The following is a 21508-nucleotide window of genomic DNA, read 5'->3' on the forward strand; positions in this document are numbered from 1 at the left end:
GTTTCATGCCAGTCCTGATGCCGTCGGCCGAAGTCCCGACCATCGACATATCGCCGCTGTCCGGTGACGACGCCGACGCCAAGAAGCACGTCGCCCAGCAGATCAACAAGGCGTGCCGGGGGTCCGGGTTCTTCTACGCGTCCCATCACGGAGTGGACGTACAGCTGCTCCAGGACGTGGTCAACGAGTTCCACCGGACCATGACCGACCAGGAGAAGCACGACCTGGCGATCAACGCGTACAACAAGGACAACCCGCACGTACGCAACGGCTACTACAAGGCGGTCAAGGGCAAGAAGGCGGTCGAGTCCTTCTGCTACCTGAACCCGCTGTTCAGCGAGGACCACCCGATGATCAGGTCGGGGACACCGATGCACGAGGTGAACATCTGGCCCGACGAGGAGCGTCACCCGCGGTTCCGGCCGTTCGGCGAGAAGTACTTCGCCGAGATGCTCCAGCTGTCCACCGTGATCATGCGGGGGCTCGCGCTCGCGCTCGGGAAGCCCGAGAACTTCTTCGACGCCGGGCTCGCGAAGGAGGACACCCTGTCCTCCGTGTCGATGATCCGCTACCCCTACCTGGAGGACTACCCGCCGGTGAAGACCGGTCCGGACGGCATGAAGCTGAGCTTCGAGGACCATCTGGACGTCTCGATGATCACCGTGCTCTACCAGACCCAGGTGCAGAACCTCCAGGTCGAGACGGTCGACGGCTGGCAGGACCTGCCGACGTCGAAGGACAACTTCCTGGTGAACTGCGGTACGTACATGGGTCACATCACCAACGACTACTTCCCCGCCCCCAACCACCGGGTGAAGTTCGTGAACGCCGAACGGCTCTCCCTGCCGTTCTTCCTCAACGCGGGCCACAACAGCGTGATCGAACCCTTCTGGCCCGAGGGGTCCCAGGAGAAGGAGTCGAACCCGGCCCTCTCCTACGGTGAGTACCTCCAGCAGGGTCTGCGGTCACTGATCGTCAAGAACGGCCAGACCTGAGTGTGATCTGCCGGGATCTCCCGTGACGGCCCGCCGGTGGAACCGGCGGGCCGTCACGCCGTCCGGGACAGGGCCGAAGATGAGGGTGTTTGACCGCATCGGTACCCCAGGCAAGGATGGTCCCGATCACGACTCCTTCCTGTGCGCCCTGCGTGCGGCGGCCCGGAGGTTTGGACCATGCAGCAATCCCGTGCCCTGCGCGCAGTTCTCGGCGCGCTCGCCGCGCTCGCCCTCGTCCCGCTGACGGCCTGCGGACAGGACGGCACGCACGGATCACCTCCGTCCGGCACCGGCTCGCCGGCCGCCGCGCCGAGCAGTCCGGGCGCACCGAGCGAGGCCGCTAGGCCGCCGGCCGGTGAAACCCGCGCGCTGCAAAGGCGGTTCGCCGCTCTGGAGCGGAAGTTCGACGCCCGGCTCGGCGTCTACGCCGTCGACACCGGCACCGGACGCGAGGTGACCCACAACGACGACGAGCGGTTCGCCTACGCCTCCACCTTCAAGGCCCTGGCCGCCGGTGCCGTCCTGCGCAAGTTCACCCTGAGCGGCATGGACCGGGTCGTCACGTACTCCAAGGACGACCTGGTCCCCCGCTCCGAGGTCACGGCGAAGCACGTCGCAACCGGGATGAGCCTGGGCGCGCTGTGCGACGCAGCCATACGGTACGGAGACAACACCGCCGCCAACCTGCTCTTCGACGAGCTCGGCGGCCCCGAGGGCCTGGACGCGGCCCTGGAGGAGATCGGCGACGACGTCACCCGGATGGACCGCCGCGAGACCCAGCTCAACGAGTGGTCCCCGGGCGCCACCCAGGACACGAGCACCCCGCGGGCCATGGCCGAGGACCTGCGCTCCTTCGTCCTCGACGACACCCTCGGCAAGCCCGAACGCGCCCAGCTCGCGAAGTGGCTCCGCTCCAGCACGACGGGCGGCGCCCTCATCAAGGCCGGAATGCCCAGGACCTGGGTGGTCGGCAACCGGGCGGGAGCGGGCAGCACCTACGGCGTACGGAACGACATCGCCGTGGTGTGGCCCCCCGACACCGCCCCCATCGTCGTGGCGATCATGTCGAACAGCAGGAAGCCGGACACGGGCTACGACGACCGGCTGATCGCCCAGGCGGCCTCCGTCGTCGCCGACACCCTCTCCTGACCGGCCGCGGGCCCGGGGGACCGGGCCCGCCGTCGCCGGCCGTTCCGCCGGCGCTTCCCCCAGCGCTTCCCTGCCTTCAAGCCTTGGACGACCACGCCTTCCGCCAGGCCGGACCCGTGGACCGGAGCGAGTGGCTCGGACGTCGAGTCGGCGCTCACCGTCATCCGCTTCAAGACGGCCAAGTACACGGTGGAACGGCCGCTGCACATCGGCGCCGGACTTCGCCGCGGCCGACCAGCGGCTGCGGGACGTCCTCACCGCGTACTCCCTGCCGATCGGCGAGGCGTTCCAGCTGCGCGACGACCTGCTGGGCGTGTTCGGCGACCCCGAACTGACCGGGAAGTCGACGCTGGACGACCTGCGGGAGGGCAAGGCGACCGCGCTGATGGCCCACGCACTGCGCAACGCGGATGCCGGGCAGGCGAAGGCCGGTCCCTGGTCGGCGATCCTGCGCTGGACGCCGAGGGCGCCGAGACGGTACGCGGTCTGCTCAGGGCGACCGGGGGCCGCCGAGGAGGTGGAGGCGATGATCACGGTACGGATCGAGCGCGCCAGTCAGGTGCTCGACGGGGTGACGTTCCACCACGAGGTCAAGAAGACGAAGTTCCCGGCGGCGCCGCCGATGACGGACGCGACGGCGAAGCCGACCAGGCCGACTCATCAACTGTGCCAGTCCGATGACGGCCAGCGCCCTTCATCCGGCGAGGCGTACCCGGATTCCCACGTTGCTGTCCTGGCGTCCACGCAGCCGGCTGCCGATCAGCCCCACCCTCGCCACGAGGCCGTACTTGCGCTTCATCAGGTCGAGGTAGTGCCGCGTGCCGTCCGCACCGGGCAGCTCGGCGATGCCGGCCACCGCCTCCCCGCTCACCTTGCCCCGCCAGTCGCACGGCGCGAGCGTGACCCTTCCGCTGTTGCGGATCCGCTTGACCTTGCCCGAGTCCGCCGGGCTCCACACGGCCAGGGAGTCGCCGTCCCGCATCACCCATACCGGGGTCGGAACCGCCCGTCCGTCCTTGCGGAAGGTGGTGAGGAGCAGATACTTGCTTGCCGCCAACTGGGCCAGCTGTGTGCCGGATTGAGTCATGGGCGTAGAGTAACCGGTTAGTCAATTAGGGTGCGTCTGACACGTCGACAGGCAGTCGTCCACCCGCCCCATGAGGAGTCCTTGCATGGTGAGATTCGCCTGGGCCGTACTCGCCGGCTTCGTCCTCGGAACCCCGGCCGTCCCCTTCGGCCTCTCGCTCTCGCTGCCGGCGCCCGTGGCCCTCCTGGCGGTGCTCACAGGCTCGGCCTGCTGCCTCCTCTTCGCGGTGTTCGCGATGGAGCGCGCGCGGGCCCGCTGGCAGCTGTGGCGTGCGGGCAGGCGGGGCGACGCCGACGTGGCGCCGGGCAAGGACCGGCTCTCCGGCAAGGCGGGGGTGCGGGCGCGGCGGGTGGTGGACCGCTACGGCGCCATCGGCTTCGGCGTGATCGGTCCCGCCCTCTTCGGCACCTGGGGCTCCGCACTGCTGGGCGCGGCGCTCGGTGTTCCCCGGTGGCGGCTGCTCAGCTGGCTGATGGTCGGCGTCACGCTCTGGTGCACCGTGATGCTGGTCGCGTCCGACGCCGCCTTCGACGCCTTCGGATTCGGCTGAGTCCTCGTCAATCCGGCGGTGGTCACGAGCGGCTGGTCCACCGATACCATTCCCACATGTCCCGAGCAGAGGCCACGAAGCTCCGCATCCTGCAGGCCGCCACCGACGAGTTCGCCACGCACGGGATCGCCGGAGCTCGGGTCGACCGGATCGCCTCCGCGGCTTCGGCGAACAAGAACCTGATCTACGTCTATTTCTGCAGCAAGGACCAGCTCTTCGACGCCGTCTTCGACGCCCACGTCGCGCACGGCCTGAACATGGTCCCCTTCACTCCGGAGGACCTCCCCGGCTATGCGGGCCGGCTGTTCGACTTCTGTCTGGAGCACCCCGAGGTCATCCGGCTCGCCGCCTGGCACCGCCTGGAACGCGGCGACACCGACACCCGCGACCCCGCCCTGGTCTCCCCGACCCGCGACGCCAAGCTCGAAGCCCTCGCCAAGGTGCAGGCCGAGACGGGCATCGCCCCCGGCTTCTCCGCCCCGGAGCTCCTCACCCTGGTCCTGGCCATCGCGACGGCCTGGAGCCCCACGAACGCCACGTCGATGCCCGCCTCCACGACCTCGGGCCCGACCCCGGACGAACGGCGCCGCGCCATCACCGAAGCCGTGCGCAGCCTGCTCTGAGCGGAAGCCGCCGGCGGGCGGCATCCACGCGGGCGCACGCCGGTGGTCAACTCACTCACCACGTCCCGTGAACGTCCTGGGAAGCACCTCCGGCGCCTGCGGCCCGGTAGTGCTGCGGTAGATCCTGGTGGTGAATGCGTGGCGGTTGGGCCGGAGCCCCGACGGCCCGTAGAACCTGTTTCGGCGGCTGGCGGGGCTCCGGTATGGAGTCAGCGCGGATGGATCAGCACAAGCAGGGCTCCGTACCCCAGCCGAGGCCGGGTACGTCCTCGTCCCGCAGCGCACCGGAGTAGGCCTGCACTTCGTCCACATCGCCGTGGAGGTACTCGCCCCAGCCGTCACCGGCTTTGGCGCGGCCGATCTGGAGGGCGCCGGTGCTGTGCCAGCCGTTGGGGAGGGCCGCGGTCGCCCCAGAGTTGGTGTAACCGTCGAGGTAGAGCTTGATCGTATCGGTCCCGTCGTCGTAGACCACGGCGAGACGCTGCCCCCCGCCCTTGCCGCCGTCCGCGCCCGTGATCCGGGACACCACCTTCTCGGGGGCTCCGACCTCGTCCTTCTCCGGCATCACCAGTTGCCAGGTGTGCGTGGACGGCTCGTAGCGCACCTTGAACGCGTCGGTGTGCTCGCCGGCCTGCGAGAGCACGGTCATCGGGTGGGCCGGCTCGGAGTCCGCTAGGCGCACGACGACGCCGAGGGTGAAACTGTCCCCGGTGTCCACGACGGGCCCGTCGGCAGCGGCGTACCCGGTCTCGCCGTCCAGGCGCAGGTGTCCGTCACCGACGAGCGCCGGCGGCACGTAGGTGCAGTCGGGGTCGAGTTCCGGGATACAGGAATCATCGGAGCCCCGGTAGATCGAAGCTCCCGTGCCGAGCCGCAGCGGCGCGCCGTCCGACTGCTCGGGACTCGCGCCGTCCGCCGCGTTCTCCATCGACCAGTGGCCGAGCAGCCTCGGCTTGCGCAGTGCCAGTGCAGCTACCTCGTCCGGTACTACGACCCGGTCGTGGACCTGTACGTCACCGATGTCACCGTGCCACCGGTCACGGTAGCCCGTGGTCCCACGGGCGCGTCCGATCTGGAACGCGCCGGCCGCCTCGGCGGGAGTCGCCTCTGCCGCGGTGCCGGCCTCATGGCCGTTGACGTACAAGTGCGCGCGACCTGTCTCCGCGTCGTACAGGCCCAGCAGATGGGCCCACTCGCCTGTCTCGGGCGCGCCACCGGAGACCCGTGCGCCCGCTATCGCGAACGACCAGACAGGGCCGGGGGCCGGGCTGCGCAGCCCGAGGCTGAAGCCGGGCTTCCCGTCCGCGTCCTGGCTGGCGACGGTCATGCTCCGGCCGGTTGCGGCGGGTCGCACCCAGGCGCTGACGGCGAAGGTCTTACGGATGTCGGTCGCCGGGGCGTCCGTGGTGAGAAAGCCGTGTCCGCTGCCGTCAAGGCTGACTGTGGAGGTGGCTCCGGCGCCTGCGGGCGCCGGGCCGCCGAAGGCCACGCCGGTGCCGGCACGGGCGACGGTGCCCGTCTCGGCAGAGGCCGAGCGGGAGCCCGCCGGGTCATCCAGCTTCCAGCGGGCGACAGGAGCACGCCCGGACTGCACGTTGAAGTCGTACGACGACTCCCCGCTGCTTCGTCCCGACCGGTCGATCGCGCGGACCGTCAGCGACTTGGGCCCCGCAGTGAGCGGCAGGTACGGAATGGTCACGGCCGCGCCCGGCCGCTCGGCGGAGACGGTCCCATAAGGGCCGCCCAGGAATCCGTACGTGTACGACGCCACGTCGTCGGAGGGCGAGTCCATGGTGAAGTGGCCGTAGACGCCCACCCCGTCCACCCAGAACACGTCCTCGGGGTTGGGGTATTCGGGGGAGCTGATTGTCGCCTTCCCGGGGTTCACGTCGTCGTACACGAACGAGCAGACCGAGCCGTCGCCGGCATCGCTCCATGCCGAGGTCGCCTCGCCGTCGTTCGCGCGGACGTGCCAGGAGACGACTGTGTTCGCCGGGATGTCGTCCGGCATCGACCAGTAGAAGCGCGCCCCCGACGACGAGGTGATGGTGGTGTAGGCACGACGCTGCTCAACTCCTGCTGCGTCCGTCCACCAGGCTTCGAACTCGCCCTTGACCGGGCTGAATTCGGAGGGCTGGTTGTCCTCCTCCGGGTCGTACAGCATGGCACTGAGCCTGGGTGACTCCGGCACGTATGGCGTGTCGTCGCCGGTAGCGCAGACCTCGTACTGCGACTGGAGATCCTGGACCAACGGCTGCTTCGGCGGCAGGTTGTCCACCGCGTGCGCCGTACCGGCAGTCGTGGCCAGCAGCGCCACCGCGCAGCCCGCCACCACCGCCCGTCTGCATCTGCCCGTCCTTCCGAACCTGGTCAATGTCCCTCCCCTGTGAGCGCTTGAACTCGTGGATCACACAAGTCGCATGAAGCTAACAGAGGTCACTGACAGCACCGACGAGGATTTCCCTTCGCTCAGGCGCTGGTAGCAGCTCCGGTAGAACGAAGAGGCGACGGCCTGCTGGATGGGCCCGATGACCTGTTGTCCGGTCTGGTCGGCAAGCCACCGCGCGAAGCGCTCACCGTCGCCATACGCCGACGGACGTGGACAAGGACCCACTCGCCGCGCACTCCAGGTCAGTGGCACACAAACGACAGAGGGTCGGACCCGGCGTGACTGGGTCCGACCCTCTGTACTTGGCGCCTCAGCTGGCCAGCGGCTTGATCACGCTGTCCGGACTGAAGTGCCCCCGGCAGGATTCGAACCTGCGCACCCGGCTCCGGAGGCCGATGCTCTATCCCCTGAGCTACGGGGGCGTGTCGCTGTGTTGTGCGGCGACGAGTGAAACCCTACCAGCTTCCGCGGGCTGTCCGTGAACAGGTATTCACGGGTCCCCGGATGTCGTACCGGAGACGGATCCGCGTCCGGACGAGCCCGGCCCGCGCCGCTCCTCGCGGCGTACGCCCGCGGCCGGAAGTGGGCAAAACCCGGACGCAGCCCCTCCGGCCGACCTACCCTCGAAGAGTGTCTGGCGCGTCCGGCCGCGTGCTTGTTGTCGATGACAGCAAGGTCATACGGCAGTTGATCAGGGTCAATCTCGAGCTGGAGGGCTTCGAGGTCGTGACCGCGGCCGATGGTGCCGAGTGCCTGGATCTGGTGCACAGGGTCTGTCCGGATGTGATCACACTCGATGTGGTGATGCCCCGGCTCGACGGAGTCCAGACCGCCGCCCGGCTGCGCGCCGATCCCCGGACGAGCCATCTGCCCGTCGCGATCATCAGTGCGTGCACGCCGTACGAGGTCGACGCGGGGGTCGCCGCAGGGGTGGACGCCTTCCTGGCCAAGCCGTTCGAGCCCAGTGAGCTGGTGCGGATGGTCCGTCGTCTGATGCACCCGGAGGACCCGCCGTCGGTCGACGGCAGACACGGTGCCGGGCGGGCGGGGAGCCCGGCGGGCTGACCGCATGGCGAAACCGGGTCGCGAAGTGCCCCCCCTCCTCCCATACGCTTGTCCTGTGACCCCGGCAGATCTCTCCCGAACCGTGCTGCACGCCGTGCGGCGCGCGGTCGACGAGGATGCCTTGCGCGCGCCCGTGCCCGCGCGCGTGCGAGTGGAGAGGACCAGGCCCGGAGGCAGCGGCGACTACGCCTGCGCCGTGGCCCTCCAGCTGGCCGGTCCCGCCGCGCTGGCCCCGCGGGAGGTGGCACGGATCCTGCGCGACCGGGTCGCCGGTACGCCCGGGATCGGCCGGATCGAGATCACCGGGCCCGGTTTCCTGAACTTCACGCTCGACGCCTCGGCCGATGCCGCGGCCCGCGCCGCCCTCGTCCGCGAGGTCCGGGAGCGGGGGCTCCGGTACGGGCGGGTCACCGCGGACACCGGACAGCTCCACCGGCTGCACCACCGGGGAGAGGTCAGGGCGGCGGCGGTCTCCCAGACCGTGGCGCGCGTCCTGCGCACGCAGGGCGGCCAGGTGCGCACCGGCTGCACCGGAACGGCCGATCCCGACTGGGAGCACCTGCGGATCTCCGTCGGCCCGCACGACGGGGCCGCCGGGAGCGTCGAACTCCGGCCCGTACCGGCCGGGGCCCCGGCCGGTGAGCTCCTTGCGCGGCTGGGCCGCGACGCCGCCCTGTGGGGACTGCTCCGGCCGGCCGGTCACGACCGTGCCCCGCTCGGCGACGACCTCCTCGTCCAGGGCGAGGCCAACCAGCTCTTCCTGGTCCGCTACGCCCACGCCCGCACCCGCGCGCTGACCCGCGGCGCCGCGCGGCTCGGGTTCTCCGGCGCGTACGACGAGGACGTCGAGGCGCCCGCACTCCACGCCGCACTCGCCGACCACCCCGGTGTCCTCGCTGCGGCGGCCCGTCTCCACGCACCCGACCGGATCGCCCGGCACCTCGAAACGGTGGCGCACGCCTTCTTCGACTTCCACGACGCCTGCTCGCCGCTCCCCGTCGGCGACGAGAAACCCTCGGCCGCCCACCGCTCCCGGCTGGCCCTTGCCGAAGCCGCCGGGACGGTGCTGGCAGGCGGCCTGTACCTGCTCGGCATCAGCGCGCCCGAACACCTCTGAGACCCGAGAGAGCAGAACACCACGATGAGCCGATCCGCCCACCCCGCCGGACCCCGTCACGCCGATGTCCTCCACGAGGGGCACTACGCGGCGCCGCCCGCCGACCTGAACGCCCTGGACGAGAAGGTCTGGTCCCGTACCGTCACCCGCGACGCGGACGGCGCGCTCACCGTCGGCGGGATCGAAGTCGCCCGGCTCGCCGAGGAGTTCGGTACCCCGGCCTACTTCCTCGACGAGAGCGACTTCCGGGCCAGGTGCCGCGCCTGGGCCGATGCCTTCGGGCGCGACGCCGATGTGTTCTACGCGGGCAAGGCGTTCCTGTCGCGTGCCGTCGTGCGCTGGCTCCAGGAAGAGGGACTGAACCTTGACGTCTGCTCCGGCGGCGAGCTGACCACCGCGCTGGACGCCGGCATGCCCGCCGAGCGCATCGCCTTCCACGGCAACAACAAGAGCCTGGCCGAGATCGAGCGCGCTGTCGGCGTCGGCGTCGGGCGGATCGTGCTCGACTCCTTCCAGGAGATCGTCCGGGTCGCCGACGTCGCCCAGCGCCTCGGCAAGCGCCAGCGCGTCCAGATCCGCGTCACCGTCGGCGTCGAGGCCCACACCCACGAGTTCATCGCCACCGCCCACGAGGACCAGAAGTTCGGCATCGCGCTGGCCGGGGGACAGGCCGCGGAGGCCGTCCGCCGGGCGCTCACCCTCGACGGCCTCGAACTCATCGGCATCCACTCGCACATCGGCTCGCAGATCTTCGACATGGCCGGCTTCGAGGTCTCCGCGCGGCGTGTGGTGCAGCTGCTCGCCGAGGTGCGCGACGAGCACGGCGTGGAGCTGCCCGAGATCGACCTCGGTGGCGGGCTCGGTATCGCCTACACCTCCGAGGACGACCCGAGCGAGCCGCACGAGATCGCCAAGGCACTCAGCGACATCGTCACCCGCGAGTGCGAGGCGTCCGGCCTCGCCACCCCGCGGATCTCCGTCGAGCCGGGCCGCGCCATCGTCGGACCCACCGCGTTCACGCTGTACGAGGTCGGCACCATCAAGCCCCTCGACGGGCTCCGTACGTATGTGAGCGTCGACGGCGGCATGTCGGACAACATCCGCACCGCGCTGTACGACGCCGAATACAGCGTCGCGCTCGTCTCCCGCAGCTCCGATGCCGAGCCGATGCTCGCGCGTGTCGTCGGCAAGCACTGCGAGAGCGGAGACATCGTGGTCAAGGACGCGTTCCTGCCGGCCGACCTCGCTCCCGGCGACCTGATCGCGGTACCCGCCACCGGCGCGTACTGCCGCTCCATGGCGAGCAACTACAACCATGCCCTGCGCCCGCCGGTCGTCGCCGTGCGGGACGGACAGGCGCGCGTGATCGTCCGACGGGAGACAGAGGAAGATCTTCTGTCACTCGATGTCGGCTGATGAAATAGTTATCTCAGGATCCGGACGGGTGGCGGAAACTCCCGTCCGGTGAGTGAGACTGGTCCACACATGAGCATGTATGAGAAACGAGGTCGGATGATGCGTACGCGTCCGCTGAAGGTGGCGCTGCTGGGCTGTGGAGTGGTCGGCTCAGAGGTGGCGCGCATCATGACGACGCATGCCGACGACCTCGCCGCGCGCATCGGCGCACCGGTGGAACTCGCCGGTGTCGCCGTCCGCCGACCCTCCAAGGTGCGGGAGGGCATCGACCCCGCACTGATCACCACGGACGCGACCGCCCTGGTCAAACGGGGTGACATCGACGTGGTCATCGAGGTCATCGGCGGCATCGAGCCGGCCAGGACGCTGATCACGACCGCCTTCGAGCACGGCGCCAGCGTCGTCTCCGCCAACAAGGCACTGCTCGCCGAGGACGGCGCCGCACTCCACGCCGCCGCGGAGAGCCAGGGCCGGGATCTCTACTACGAGGCGGCCGTGGCCGGCGCCATTCCGCTCGTACGTCCGCTGCGCGAATCGCTCGCGGGGGACAAGGTCAACCGGGTCCTGGGCATCGTCAACGGCACCACCAACTTCATCCTCGACAAGATGGACACGAGCGGGGCCGGATACTCCGAGGCGCTCGACGAGGCCACCGCCCTCGGGTACGCCGAGGCCGACCCGACCGCCGACGTCGAGGGCTTCGACGCCGCCGCGAAGGCCGCGATCCTCGCCGGCATCGCCTTCCACACCCGGGTGAAGATCGGTGAGGTGCACCGCGAGGGCATCACCGAGGTGACCGCCGCGGACATCGCGTCCGCCCGTCGCATGGGCTGCACCGTCAAGCTCCTGGCCATCTGCGAGCGCGCCGCCGACGGCAGGTCCGTCACCGCCCGCGTGCACCCCGCGATGATCCCGCTCAGCCACCCGCTGGCCTCCGTGCGCGAGGCGTACAACGCGGTCTTCGTCGAGGCCGACGCGGCGGGTCAGCTGATGTTCTACGGGCCCGGCGCCGGTGGCTCGCCGACCGCCTCCGCGGTCCTCGGCGACCTGGTCGCGGTCTGCCGCAACAAGCTCAGCGAGGCCACCGGCCCCGGTGAGTCCGCGTACACGCGTCTGCCGGTCAGCCCCATGGGCGAGGTCGTCACGCGGTACCACATCAGTCTCGACGTGGCCGACAAGCCTGGCGTACTCGCCCAGGTCGCGACGGTCTTCGCCGAACAGGGCGTATCCATCGATACGGTCCGCCAGCAGAGCCGACAGGACGGAGACGGCGAGGCTTCCCTCGTCGTCGTCACCCACCGCGCGCCCGACGCCGCCCTTTCGGCGACCGTCGAGGCGCTGCGCAAGCTGGACACCGTGCGCGGTGTCGCCAGCATCATGCGTGTTGAAGGGGAGTAAGGACCCATGACCACCAAGGGCACCCACCAGTGGCGCGGCATCATCGAGGAGTACCGGGACCGCCTTCCGGTCACGAGCACGACGCCGGTCGTCACGCTTCGTGAGGGTGGCACGCCGCTCGTCCCCGCTCAGGTCCTCTCCGAGCGCACGGGCTGCGAGGTGCACCTCAAGGTGGAGGGCGCCAACCCCACCGGGTCGTTCAAGGACCGCGGCATGACCATGGCGATCACCCGTGCCAAGGAGGAGGGTGCGAAGGCCGTCATCTGCGCCTCCACCGGCAACACCTCCGCCTCCGCCGCCGCCTACGCGGTGCGGGCCGGCATGGTCTGTGCCGTCCTCGTACCGCAGGGCAAGATCGCACTCGGCAAGATGGGCCAGGCGCTGGTCCACGGAGCCAAGATCCTCCAGGTCGACGGCAACTTCGACGACTGCCTCACCCTGGCCCGCTCCCTCTCGGACAACTACCCGGTGGCGCTGGTCAATTCAGTCAATCCGGTCCGTATCGAGGGCCAGAAGACCGCCGCGTTCGAGATCGTCGACGCGCTCGGCAACGCCCCGGACATCCACGTCCTGCCCGTCGGCAACGCGGGCAACATCACCGCGTACTGGAAGGGCTACACCGAATACGCGGCGGACGGCATGGCCGCCCGCACCCCGCGCATGTGGGGCTTCCAGGCGTCCGGTTCCGCGCCCATCGTGCGCGGCGAGATCGTCAAGGACCCCTCGACCATCGCCACCGCGATCCGGATCGGCAACCCGGCGTCCTGGCAGTACGCGCTGGCCGCACGGGACGAGTCGGGCGGCTTCATCGACGAGGTGACGGACCGCCAGATCCTGTCCGCCTACCGCCTGTTGGCCTCCCAGGAGGGCGTCTTCGTCGAGCCGGCCTCGGCCGCCTCGGTCGCCGGTCTGCTCAAGGCCGCCGAAGAGGGCAAGGTCGACCCCGGCCAGAAGATCGTCTGCACGGTCACCGGCAACGGCCTCAAGGACCCCGACTGGGCCGTCGCGGGTGCCCCGCAGCCGGTCACGGTCCCGGTCGACGCGGTCACCGCGGCCGAGAAGCTGGGCCTCGTCTAGCCGGTACGGCGAAGCGGGGGAACAGCGGCAAGACCCAGCTCAACCGCCCCTTTTCGGGGCGGAGAGCGCATAGGAGGCGTGCGACACGCATCGTGCGCCTCCTGTGCGCCCTATGTCGCGACAGAACCTTCCTTCGATAAGCTGTACCTACACGCTCCGTCGTAGTCGACGCGGCGCCGTTGCCGTCGTGGCCGTCGGGTCCGCCACCGGATATCGCCTCACCCGCACCACGACCCCCACAGCCGCCCCGTTCCCCACCCCCGCACGCCGATCCACCACGCACCACATCCCCGCCGCCTTACAAGGAGAGTCGTCCAGCCGATGGCCGGTCCCGCGTTCCGAGCTGCCGCCGTCCGGGTGCGCACCCCCGCGACCAGTGCCAATCTGGGCCCGGGTTTCGACGCCCTGGGCCTGTCACTGGGGCTGTACGACGATGTCGTGGTCCGGGTCGCCGACTCGGGACTGCACATCGACATCGCCGGTGAGGGCGCCGAAACGCTGCCCCGCGACGAGCGCCACCTCCTCGTACGCTCCCTGCGCACCGCGTTCGACCTGCTCGGCGGACAGCCCCGCGGCCTCGAGATCGTCTGCGCCAACCGCATCCCGCACGGCCGCGGCCTCGGTTCCTCCTCCGCCGCCATCTGCGCCGGCATCGTCGCCGCCCGCGCCGTGACGACCGGTGGCGACGCCCGCCTCGACGACGCGGCCCTGCTGGAGCTGGCGACCGAGATCGAGGGCCACCCCGACAACGTCGCCGCCTGTCTGCTCGGCGGCTTCACACTCGCGTGGATGGACGGCGGAGCCGCCAGGGCCATCAGGATGGACCCCGCGGATTCCGTCGTTCCGGTGGTTTTCGTGCCGGGCAAACCCGTCCTGACGGAGACCGCCCGCGGTCTGCTCCCGCGCACCGTCCCGCACGTGGACGCCGCGGCCAACGCCGGTCGTGCCGGCCTCCTCGTCGAGGCCCTGACCAGGCGTCCCGAGCTCCTTCTCGCCGCCACCGAGGACCGGATCCACCAGGAGTACCGGGCGCCCGCGATGCCGGAGAGCCTGGAACTGGTCAACCGTCTGCGGGCCGACGGCGTCCCTGCTGTCATCTCCGGCGCGGGCCCCACGGTCCTCGCGCTGACGGATGAGGGTTCGGCCGACAAGGTCGCCCGGCTGGCGGGCGAGGGATGGGCGGCGAACCGTCTCGCTCTCGACGCCACGGGTGCGAGCGTGCTGCCGCTCGCCTCGTAGTCACATGTGATTACCGGTGAGTGAGAGGGGGAATGTTTGTTGGAGCCGGTAGTGTTAACCTCAAGTCTGCAACCGACGTCTTTGTGGCGCGTTGCTTCGTGTCCCCGTCCGGGACCACCATTCTTCCGGGAGCCTCCCCAACTGCCTGAGCAGCCTGCCTGAGCAGTTTCGAGCACGCTCCGGAACCGGCACGACACCCCCTCGCTATGTCCAGGAGTGGGCCGAGCAGGGGGATCTCGCGCCGGACCCCGCACATTCATCTCTCCGCCGTACCCGGCGGACCACCGCCCCGGCAAGGTCCGCGATCGAAAGATCACAGACCGCAGTCGGACAGCACAACCGGTCGCCGAGCCAGAAGGCCGACGTCCGCTCCAGGGAAGGACCCTTCGTGAGCGACACCACCGATCTGATGGGCGTGACTGCCGACAAGAGCGTCGACAGCGCCGCGCCCGCCGAAGGTGCTGCCACTGGCACCACCGCACGGCGCCGCCGCTCCGGCACCGGCCTCGATGGCATGGTCCTGGCCGAGCTGCAGCAGGTCGCGTCCGGCCTCGGCATCAGGGGCACTGCGCGGATGCGCAAGAGCCAGCTGATCGAGGTCATCAAGGAGGCGCAGGCCGGGGGCTCCTCCGCACCCAAGACTGCCTCCAAGGCCGCTGCGGCCTCCGCCGGCACGGACGCCGAGAGCAAGCCGAAGCGGCGTGCCACGTCCAAGGCCCGCACCGGGGACGAGGCCGCCGCCTCGCCCGAGAGCAAGGCCACGGCCCAGCAGCAGATCGACATCCCCGGTCAGCCGGCCAATGACGACCAGCCCACGGGCGAGCGTCGTCGTCGCCGCGCGACCGCGCAGGCGGGCAGCCCCGACACCAAGACCGACGTGAAGACGGAACCGCAGGCCGAGCCCAAGAGTGAGGCCCGTGGCGAGGACCGCGGCGAGGCGAAGGGCGAGGCCAAGGCCGAGTCCGCCGTCGACAACGCCGAGGGCCGCCGCGGCGACCGTCAGGACCGCGGCCAGCGCGGTGAGCGTGGCGACCGCGGTGAGCGTGGGGACCGAGGTGACCGCGGCGACCGTCGCGAGCGTCAGCGTGACCGCCGCGGCAAGGGCGACGACCAGGGCCAGCAGGGCGGCGGCGGCCAGCGGCCGCAGCGCCAGGGCCAGGGGCAGACCCAGAGCCAGGGCGGCCAGGGCCAGCAGGGCCAGCAGGGTGGCGGCCCCCAGGACGACGGCTTCGACGACGAGGGCGGCCGTCGTGGCCGCCGGGGCCGTTACCGTGACCGCCGTGGCCGTCGTGGCCGCGAGGACACCTTCGCCCCCGACGTACAGGTCGCAGACGACGACGTCCTGATCCCCGTCGCGGGCATCCTGGACATCCTCGACAACTACGCGTTCATCCGGACCTCCGGCTACCTGCCCGGTCCGAACGACGTGTACGTCTCGCTCGCACAGGTCCGCAAGAACGGCCTGCGCAAGGGTGACCACGTCACGGGCGCGGTCCGCCAGCCCAAGGACGGCGAGCGCCGCGAGAAGTTCAACGCGCTGGTCCGCATGGACTCGGTCAACGGCATGGCGCCGGAGACCGGCCGCGGCCGCCCGGAGTTCCAGAAGCTGACGCCGCTGTACCCGCAGGACCGGCTCCGCCTGGAGACCGACTCCAACATCCTGACCACCCGGATCGTCGACCTGGTCGCCCCCATCGGCAAGGGCCAGCGTGGGCTCATCGTGGCCCCGCCGAAGACCGGTAAGACCATGATCCTGCAGGCCATCGCCAACGCGATCACGGTCAACAGCCCCGAGTGCCACCTGATGGTCGTCCTGGTCGACGAGCGTCCGGAAGAGGTCACCGACATGCAGCGGTCGGTGAAGGGCGAGGTCATCTCCTCGACCTTCGACCGCCCCGCCGAGGACCACACCACGGTCGCCGAGCTGGCCATCGAGCGCGCCAAGCGTCTCGTCGAGCTGGGTCACGACGTGGTCGTCCTGCTCGACTCGATCACCCGTCTGGGCCGCGCGTACAACCTCGCGGCGCCGGCGTCCGGACGCATCCTGTCCGGTGGTGTCGACTCGACCGCGCTCTACCCGCCGAAGCGCTTCTTCGGTGCCGCGCGCAACATCGAGGACGGCGGCTCGCTGACCATCCTGGCCACCGCGCTCGTCGAGACCGGCTCGCGCATGGACGAGGTGATCTTCGAGGAGTTCAAGGGCACCGGCAACATGGAGCTCAAGCTCGACCGGAAGCTCTCGGACAAGCGCATCTTCCCGGCGGTGGACGTCGACGCGTCCAGCACCCGTAAGGAAGAAATCCTTCTCGGCACCGACGAATTGGCAGTCGTCTGGAAGCTGCGCCGGGTGCTGCACGCACTCGACCAGCAGCAGGCGATCGAGCTGCTGCTCGACCGCATGAAGAAGACCCAGTCCAACGCCGAGTTCCTTCTGCAGATTCAGAAGACGACTCCCGGCAGCGGCAATGGGAACGACTGAACAAATAGCTGAATCGGGACAGTTCAACCGTCCCTGAAATCCGCCCCGTTACTTCGGTGACGGGGCGGATTCTTTTTACCTTCCTCCATAGTCCCCCTTTTGTTGAACCTGGCGTAATATCTGCGTCAGTTGAGGTGGGGGGCCATCCCGGCAGCACCGCAGAGGGCGAAAGCCCCTTCTTTGTGCTGCCCTGCTGCGGGCAGTTGTTCTGCCGAGCCCCCGCCGTCCCACGATCCGGCGGGGCTTCACGCACCGTCGGTTCCGATACGAAGGATCGCCGCGTGCACATACGCACCAGGGGTGGCAAGCACTCCCGCCGGCTCAAGCTCGCCGTTCCGGCCGTAGCTGTCACCGTCCTCGCCCTCGTGGGCGCGGGGCTCACGATGTCCAGCTCCCAGGCCGAAGAGCCGGTTTTGACCGTGAAGGCCGGAGCCGTGGAGCGGCCCACCGCCCCGTCGGATGCCGAACTGCGCGAGCGTGTGGTCAACGCGGCCCAGGCGGACCGCAAGGCCCTCGCACCGTCCAAGCTCAACGCCGGCGACGACCCGGTCCCGGCCCCGATGGTCATCGGCGGCACGGAGACGTCCATCTCCACCGCCCCGTGGATGGCGCAGCTCTGGTACAACGACGGCACCGGGGGCTTCTTCTGCGGTGGCGTGGTGATCGCGCCCACCAAGATCGCCACAGCCGCGCATTGCGTCAAGGGCTTGGACTGGGCCGCGAACGGCACGGTCGTCACGGGAGCCGGCTCCACCGAGGCGATCGGCACCGGTGAGGAGAACTGGGCCTACCGTCAGTGGACCCACCCGCTGTACAACGGCGCCACAGGGGCTGCCGACAACGACATCGCGGTTCTCACGCTGTTCAACCCGGTCACCGTCAAGCCGCTGCCCGTGATGTCGAAGACGGACACGGCTCTCTACGCGGCCGGCACGCAGGCCAAGGTCTACGGCTGGGGCCGCACCAGCTCGACCGACAACGAGATCTCCACGACTCTGCGCACGGCGACGCTTCCGATCGTCTCGGACGCGACGTGCGCCAACTCGTACGGGAGCGACTTCAAGGCCGGCCACATGGTGTGCGCCGGCAAGACGGGCGCGACCGACGCCGAGACGACCGGCGCCTGCAACGGCGACTCCGGCGGCCCGCTCGTGGTCGGCGGCAAGCTGGTCGGCATCGTGTCGTGGGGCATCACGGACTGTGTCGGAAAGGGCGCGTACAGCGTCTTCACCAAGGTGAGCACCTACGTCCCCGCGATCAACGCGCGGGCGTACGACACCAACCAGAACTGGGACCACCGCGCGGACCTGCTGGCCCGCAAGGCGTCGACGAACACGCTGTACGAGTTCATCTCGACCGGCAGCGGCATGACCAAGGGCGACTTCGGCACCGGAAACGGCATCAACGTCCTGCTCCAGACGGACCTCAACCGGGACGACTACCAGGACCTGCTCGTCCGTGGCAGCGACGGCAGCCTCTACTGGGACTGGATCAACCCGGCGACGCAGGAGTGGGAGTCCAAGCGGATCGCCACCGGCTGGGGCTCGCGCAAGCAGATCCTGGCGCCCGGCGACCTGACCAGTGACGGTCACCCCGACATCCTGTCGACGGACTCCGCCGGTGTCTTCTGGCTGTACCCCGGCAAGGGCAACGGCTCGTTCGGCAGCCGGGTCAAGATCGGTGGCGGCGGGCTCGCCTACTCCATGGTCCGCGGCAGCGGCGACTTCACCAACGACGGCAAGGCCGACATCATCGCCCGCGCCAGCGGCGGCAAGATCTATCTCTTCCCGGGCACCGGCAAGGCGAGCGCCCCGTTCGCTTCCAAGGTCCTCGTCAGGACCTGGGACGTCGCCAACGCGCTCGTCACCACGGGTGACTTCAGCGGCGACGGCGTCGCGGACATCATCGTCCGCGTGAAGACCGGCGAGCTGTACCTCTACCCGGGCACCGGTCAGGGGAACAGCAACATCTTCGGCGCCCGCAAGCTGCTGGGCACCGGAGCGGCGGGCTACAACCTGTTCGGCTGATCACCGGCCCGCAGCAGTTCTGATCAAGAACCCCCGTGTCCTCGGACGCGGGGGTTCTTTGCGTATTGGAACAACGATATGTAAGTCTTTCCAGCCGCAAACCCCATCACGGAATGTGAGCAGATGCCGGACCACACGAGCGAGACAGCGCGGACCGGCCCGCGGCGCGCAGGCGCCACGGGCCGCCGCCGCAAGCTCCCCGAGCGCGGCCCCCGGCGCACGGCGCTGCGCGTGTCCGCGTGGGTGCTCGCCGCGGCCGTGGTGCTGGGCGGCGCGGGCTCCGGTTACGTCTACTTCAAGCTGGACGGCAACCTCTCCAGCATCGACATCGACGCCGAACTGGGCGCCGACCGGCCCGACGACGTCGACAACGGCTCCCAGGACATCCTGGTGCTGGGCTCCGACTCCCGTTCCGGAGCCAACGACGCGTACGGCGCGGACGAGGGCGCCGCCCGCTCGGACACCGCGATGGTGGTGCACGTCGACAAGGGCCACACCTCGGCCTCGGTCGTCTCCATCCCCCGGGACACGATCATCGAGCGCCCCGCCTGCACGGGCGATGTCAGTGGTGAGCCGGTGGCCGCGGACGACCGGGCGATGTTCAACACGGCGTACGAGGTCGGGGGGCCGGCCTGCGCGGTGAAGACCGTCGAGGCGATGTCCGGCATTCGCATGGACCACTACGTCGAGGTCGACTTCACCGGCTTCAAGAAGCTGATAGACGAGCTCGGCGGTGTCGACATCACCACCGAGCAGGCGATCAACGATTCCAAGAGCCATCTGCATCTGAAGCCCGGCACGCACAGGCTCGACGGGGAGGAGTCGCTCGGGCTCGTCCGCACCCGCAAGAGTGTCGGCGACGGCAGCGACCTGGGCCGTATCCAGTTGCAGCAGGCGTTCGTGAAGGCGCTGATGGAACAGGCGAAGAGCGTCGGTGTGTTCTCCAGCCCGGAGAAACTCCTCGGGCTCGCCGACGCGGCCACGAAGGCCGTCACCACGGACTCCCGCCTCGGCTCGGTGAAGGAACTCACGTCATTCGCGAACGGGCTGAAGGGCCTCGGCTCGAAGAACGTCCATATGGTCACGATGCCCGTGCGGTACGACCCCGCCGACCCCAACCGCGTCATCCCCATGGAGAAGGCCGCCCGGCAGGTCTGGGCGGCCCTGAAGGAGGACCGGGTGATCCCCGCGTCGGCCACCGTGAAATCCGCGGGAGACAAGGGGACGGCCGGACAGGTCGTCCAGTGACGCAGCCCCGTCCGTCGGCGCCGTTTCCGGAGGGCCGGGAATACGTGGGGCCGGACCCCGGTTTTGGGAGATACGCCCAGTCCTGGCAGACTGGTACGTCGGCCCCGGTTCACGGACGCGCAATCCGCGCGGACGACCCGGAGCCCTCCCGAAACTAGGAGACACCTTGAAGCGCGACATTCACCCCGAGTACGTCGAGACCCAGGTCAGCTGTACCTGCGGTGCGTCGTTCACCACCCGGAGCACCCTCGGCAGCGGCGCCATCCGCGCCGACGTCTGCTCCGAGTGCCACCCGTTCTACACGGGCAAGCAGAAGATCCTCGACACGGGTGGCCGTGTGGCCCGCTTCGAGGCCCGCTTCGGCAAGGCTGCCGGCTCCGCCAGCAAGTAGCGAGCCACTGCGCCGGTTCTCGGCGCCCTCGTTTCGGGGGCGTCGGGACCGGCGTTTTTTCCGGCCGGACGTCCGGGGGACGCCCCCGGGTGCCCCGGGCAGCACGCCCTCCAGCAGGCCCGTTGACGTAACTAACCAGGAGCCCCCGATGTTCGAGGCGGTCGAGGAACTGATCGGTGAGCACGCCGATCTCGAGAAGAAGCTCGCCGACCCGTCGGTCCACGCGGACCAGGCCAACGCGCGCAAGCTCAACAAGCGCTACGCGGAGCTGACCCCGATCGTCTCCACGTACCTGTCCTGGAAGCGCACCGGCGACGACATCGAGACCGCTCGCGAGTTCGTCGCCGACGACCCGGACTTCGCCGCCGAGGTGAAGGACCTGGAGAAGCAGCGCGAAGCACTCACCGAGAAGCTTCGCCTCCTCCTCGTCCCGCGCGACCCCAGCGACGACAAGGACGTGCTCCTGGAGATCAAGGCCGGCGCGGGCGGCGACGAGTCCGCCCTGTTCGCCGGCGATCTGCTGCGCATGTACCTGCGCTACGCCGAGCGCGTGGGCTGGAAGACCGAGATCATCGACTCCACCGAGTCCGAGCTCGGCGGCTACAAGGACGTCCAGGTCGCCGTGAAGACCAAGGGCGGCAACGGTGCCACCGAGCCCGGCCAGGGCGTGTGGGCCCGGATGAAGTACGAGGGCGGCGTCCACCGCGTGCAGCGCGTGCCCTCCACCGAGTCCCAGGGCCGCATCCACACCTCCGCCGCCGGGGTGCTCGTCACCCCCGAGGCCGAGGAGGTCGACGTCGAGATCCACGCCAACGACCTGCGCATCGACGTCTACCGCTCCTCCGGTCCCGGCGGCCAGTCCGTCAACACGACCGACTCCGCGGTCCGCATCACGCACCTGCCGACCGGTGTCGTCGCCTCCTGCCAGAACGAGAAGAGCCAGCTCCAGAACAAGGAGCAGGCCATGCGCATCCTGCGTTCCCGGCTCCTCGCCGCGGCCCAGGAAGCGGCCGAGCAGGAAGCCTCCGACGTCCGCCGCAGCCAGGTCCGCACCGTCGACCGGTCCGAGAAGATCCGTACGTACAACTTCCCGGAAAACCGGATCTCGGACCACCGCGTCGGCTTCAAGGCGTACAACTTGGACCAGGTGCTCGACGGTGAGCTCGACGCCGTCATCCAGGCATGCGTCGACGCCGACTCGGCCGCCAAGCTCGCCAACGCGTAACCACGCCCGCCCCGCCCGTAACCCCCGTACGGA

Annotated in this window: 17 protein-coding genes, 1 tRNA gene and 1 pseudogene; 16 read left to right on the forward strand and 3 right to left on the reverse strand. The window is 69.8% G+C overall.

What is annotated here, in order from left to right; translation table 11 throughout:
• The first annotated feature begins 5 nt into the window (after nt 1–5).
• The 3 genes and pseudogenes from ACFWSK_RS11590 to ACFWSK_RS11600 form a co-directional block, all read left to right on the forward strand.
• On the forward strand, nt 6–995 hold the full coding sequence (locus ACFWSK_RS11590) for a 2OG-Fe(II) oxygenase family protein (RefSeq protein WP_383783682.1): 990 nt from the start codon (nt 6–8) through the stop codon (nt 993–995).
• A gap of 177 nt (nt 996–1172) precedes the next feature.
• A complete protein-coding gene (gene bla / locus ACFWSK_RS11595) occupies nt 1173–2144 on the forward strand; it encodes a class A beta-lactamase (protein ID WP_383783683.1) in 972 nt (323 codons plus the stop codon).
• Between the two features lie 130 nt (nt 2145–2274).
• Nucleotides 2275–2508 (forward strand): annotated as a pseudogene (locus ACFWSK_RS11600) (polyprenyl synthetase family protein); the annotation flags it as partial.
• Nucleotides 2509–2838: 330 nt separating this feature from the next.
• On the opposite strand, the gene ACFWSK_RS11605 reads toward ACFWSK_RS11600, so the two are convergent.
• Nucleotides 2839–3231, reverse strand: coding sequence for a PPOX class F420-dependent oxidoreductase (locus ACFWSK_RS11605; RefSeq protein ID WP_383783684.1), 393 nt, complete (start codon nt 3229–3231; stop codon nt 2839–2841).
• An 85-nt stretch (nt 3232–3316) separates the two neighbouring features.
• Here ACFWSK_RS11605 and ACFWSK_RS11610 point away from each other — a divergent pair, with 85 nt between their 5' ends.
• Nucleotides 3317–3781 (forward strand): hypothetical protein, encoded by a 465-nt coding sequence (locus ACFWSK_RS11610; RefSeq protein ID WP_383783685.1) that lies wholly within the window; start codon nt 3317–3319, stop codon nt 3779–3781.
• A gap of 56 nt (nt 3782–3837) precedes the next feature.
• Nucleotides 3838–4404 carry a TetR family transcriptional regulator gene (locus ACFWSK_RS11615; RefSeq protein ID WP_383783686.1) on the forward strand — a complete coding sequence of 189 codons (567 nt, stop codon included), beginning with the start codon at nt 3838–3840 and terminating at the stop codon, nt 4402–4404.
• Nucleotides 4405–4627: 223 nt separating this feature from the next.
• On the opposite strand, the gene ACFWSK_RS11620 is transcribed toward ACFWSK_RS11615, so the two are convergent.
• On the reverse strand, nt 4628–6739 hold the full coding sequence (locus ACFWSK_RS11620; RefSeq protein WP_383783733.1) for a LamG-like jellyroll fold domain-containing protein: 2112 nt from the start codon (nt 6737–6739) through the stop codon (nt 4628–4630).
• Between the two features lie 404 nt (nt 6740–7143).
• Nucleotides 7144–7215 (reverse strand) — tRNA-Arg (locus tag ACFWSK_RS11625).
• 208 nt (nt 7216–7423) lie between these two features.
• Here ACFWSK_RS11625 and ACFWSK_RS11630 point away from each other — a divergent pair.
• The 11 genes from ACFWSK_RS11630 (at nt 7424) to prfA (ending at nt 21475) form a co-directional block, all read left to right on the forward strand.
• Complete coding sequence (locus ACFWSK_RS11630) at nt 7424–7858, forward strand: response regulator (protein WP_383783687.1); 435 nt, start codon at nt 7424–7426, stop codon at nt 7856–7858.
• Between the two features lie 55 nt (nt 7859–7913).
• Entirely contained in the window at nt 7914–8975 is a 1062-nt protein-coding gene (gene nrtL, locus ACFWSK_RS11635) for an ArgS-related anticodon-binding protein NrtL (protein WP_383783688.1), read from the forward strand.
• Between the two features lie 24 nt (nt 8976–8999).
• Nucleotides 9000–10391, forward strand: coding sequence for a diaminopimelate decarboxylase (gene lysA, locus ACFWSK_RS11640; protein ID WP_383783689.1), 1392 nt, complete (start codon nt 9000–9002; stop codon nt 10389–10391).
• A gap of 99 nt (nt 10392–10490) precedes the next feature.
• The gene (locus ACFWSK_RS11645) at nt 10491–11789 is read left to right on the forward strand and encodes a homoserine dehydrogenase (RefSeq protein WP_328911517.1); all 1299 of its coding nucleotides are present in this window, start codon (nt 10491–10493) and stop codon (nt 11787–11789) included.
• A 6-nt stretch (nt 11790–11795) separates the two neighbouring features.
• A complete protein-coding gene (thrC, locus tag ACFWSK_RS11650; RefSeq protein WP_383783690.1) occupies nt 11796–12866 on the forward strand; it encodes a threonine synthase in 1071 nt (356 codons plus the stop codon).
• A gap of 321 nt (nt 12867–13187) precedes the next feature.
• The gene (gene thrB, locus ACFWSK_RS11655; protein ID WP_383783691.1) at nt 13188–14105 is read left to right on the forward strand and encodes a homoserine kinase; all 918 of its coding nucleotides are present in this window, start codon (nt 13188–13190) and stop codon (nt 14103–14105) included.
• Between the two features lie 388 nt (nt 14106–14493).
• On the forward strand, nt 14494–16584 hold the full coding sequence (gene rho, locus ACFWSK_RS11660; RefSeq protein WP_383783692.1) for a transcription termination factor Rho: 2091 nt from the start codon (nt 14494–14496) through the stop codon (nt 16582–16584).
• 281 nt (nt 16585–16865) lie between these two features.
• Entirely contained in the window at nt 16866–18611 is a 1746-nt protein-coding gene (locus tag ACFWSK_RS11665; protein ID WP_383783693.1) for a trypsin-like serine protease, read from the forward strand.
• A 123-nt stretch (nt 18612–18734) separates the two neighbouring features.
• On the forward strand, nt 18735–19859 hold the full coding sequence (locus tag ACFWSK_RS11670; RefSeq protein WP_383783694.1) for an LCP family protein: 1125 nt from the start codon (nt 18735–18737) through the stop codon (nt 19857–19859).
• Between the two features lie 166 nt (nt 19860–20025).
• The gene (rpmE, locus tag ACFWSK_RS11675; RefSeq protein WP_383783695.1) at nt 20026–20250 is read left to right on the forward strand and encodes a 50S ribosomal protein L31; all 225 of its coding nucleotides are present in this window, start codon (nt 20026–20028) and stop codon (nt 20248–20250) included.
• 148 nt (nt 20251–20398) lie between these two features.
• Complete coding sequence (gene prfA / locus ACFWSK_RS11680; protein WP_383783696.1) at nt 20399–21475, forward strand: peptide chain release factor 1; 1077 nt, start codon at nt 20399–20401, stop codon at nt 21473–21475.
• The last annotated feature ends 33 nt before the right edge of the window (nt 21476–21508 follow it).

The sequence above is a fragment of the Streptomyces sp. NPDC058620 genome (assembly GCF_042717135.1).
Lineage (GTDB): Bacteria > Actinomycetota > Actinomycetes > Streptomycetales > Streptomycetaceae > Streptomyces.

Bases quoted from the DNA above. Each gene is read 5' to 3' on its own strand.
- ACFWSK_RS11590 (WP_383783682.1), top strand. From the start codon at position 6: ATGCCAGTCCTGATGCCGTCGGCCGAAGTCCCGACCATCGACATATCG.
- bla (WP_383783683.1), top strand. From the start codon at position 1,173: ATGCAGCAATCCCGTGCCCTGCGCGCAGTTCTCGGCGCGCTCGCCGCG.
- ACFWSK_RS11605 (WP_383783684.1), bottom strand. From the start codon at position 3,231: ATGACTCAATCCGGCACACAGCTGGCCCAGTTGGCGGCAAGCAAGTAT.
- ACFWSK_RS11610 (WP_383783685.1), top strand. From the start codon at position 3,317: ATGGTGAGATTCGCCTGGGCCGTACTCGCCGGCTTCGTCCTCGGAACC.
- ACFWSK_RS11615 (WP_383783686.1), top strand. From the start codon at position 3,838: ATGTCCCGAGCAGAGGCCACGAAGCTCCGCATCCTGCAGGCCGCCACC.
- lysA (WP_383783689.1), top strand. From the start codon at position 9,000: ATGAGCCGATCCGCCCACCCCGCCGGACCCCGTCACGCCGATGTCCTC.
- ACFWSK_RS11645 (WP_328911517.1), top strand. From the start codon at position 10,491: ATGCGTACGCGTCCGCTGAAGGTGGCGCTGCTGGGCTGTGGAGTGGTC.
- thrC (WP_383783690.1), top strand. From the start codon at position 11,796: ATGACCACCAAGGGCACCCACCAGTGGCGCGGCATCATCGAGGAGTAC.
- thrB (WP_383783691.1), top strand. From the start codon at position 13,188: ATGGCCGGTCCCGCGTTCCGAGCTGCCGCCGTCCGGGTGCGCACCCCC.
- ACFWSK_RS11670 (WP_383783694.1), top strand. From the start codon at position 18,735: ATGCCGGACCACACGAGCGAGACAGCGCGGACCGGCCCGCGGCGCGCA.
- prfA (WP_383783696.1), top strand. From the start codon at position 20,399: ATGTTCGAGGCGGTCGAGGAACTGATCGGTGAGCACGCCGATCTCGAG.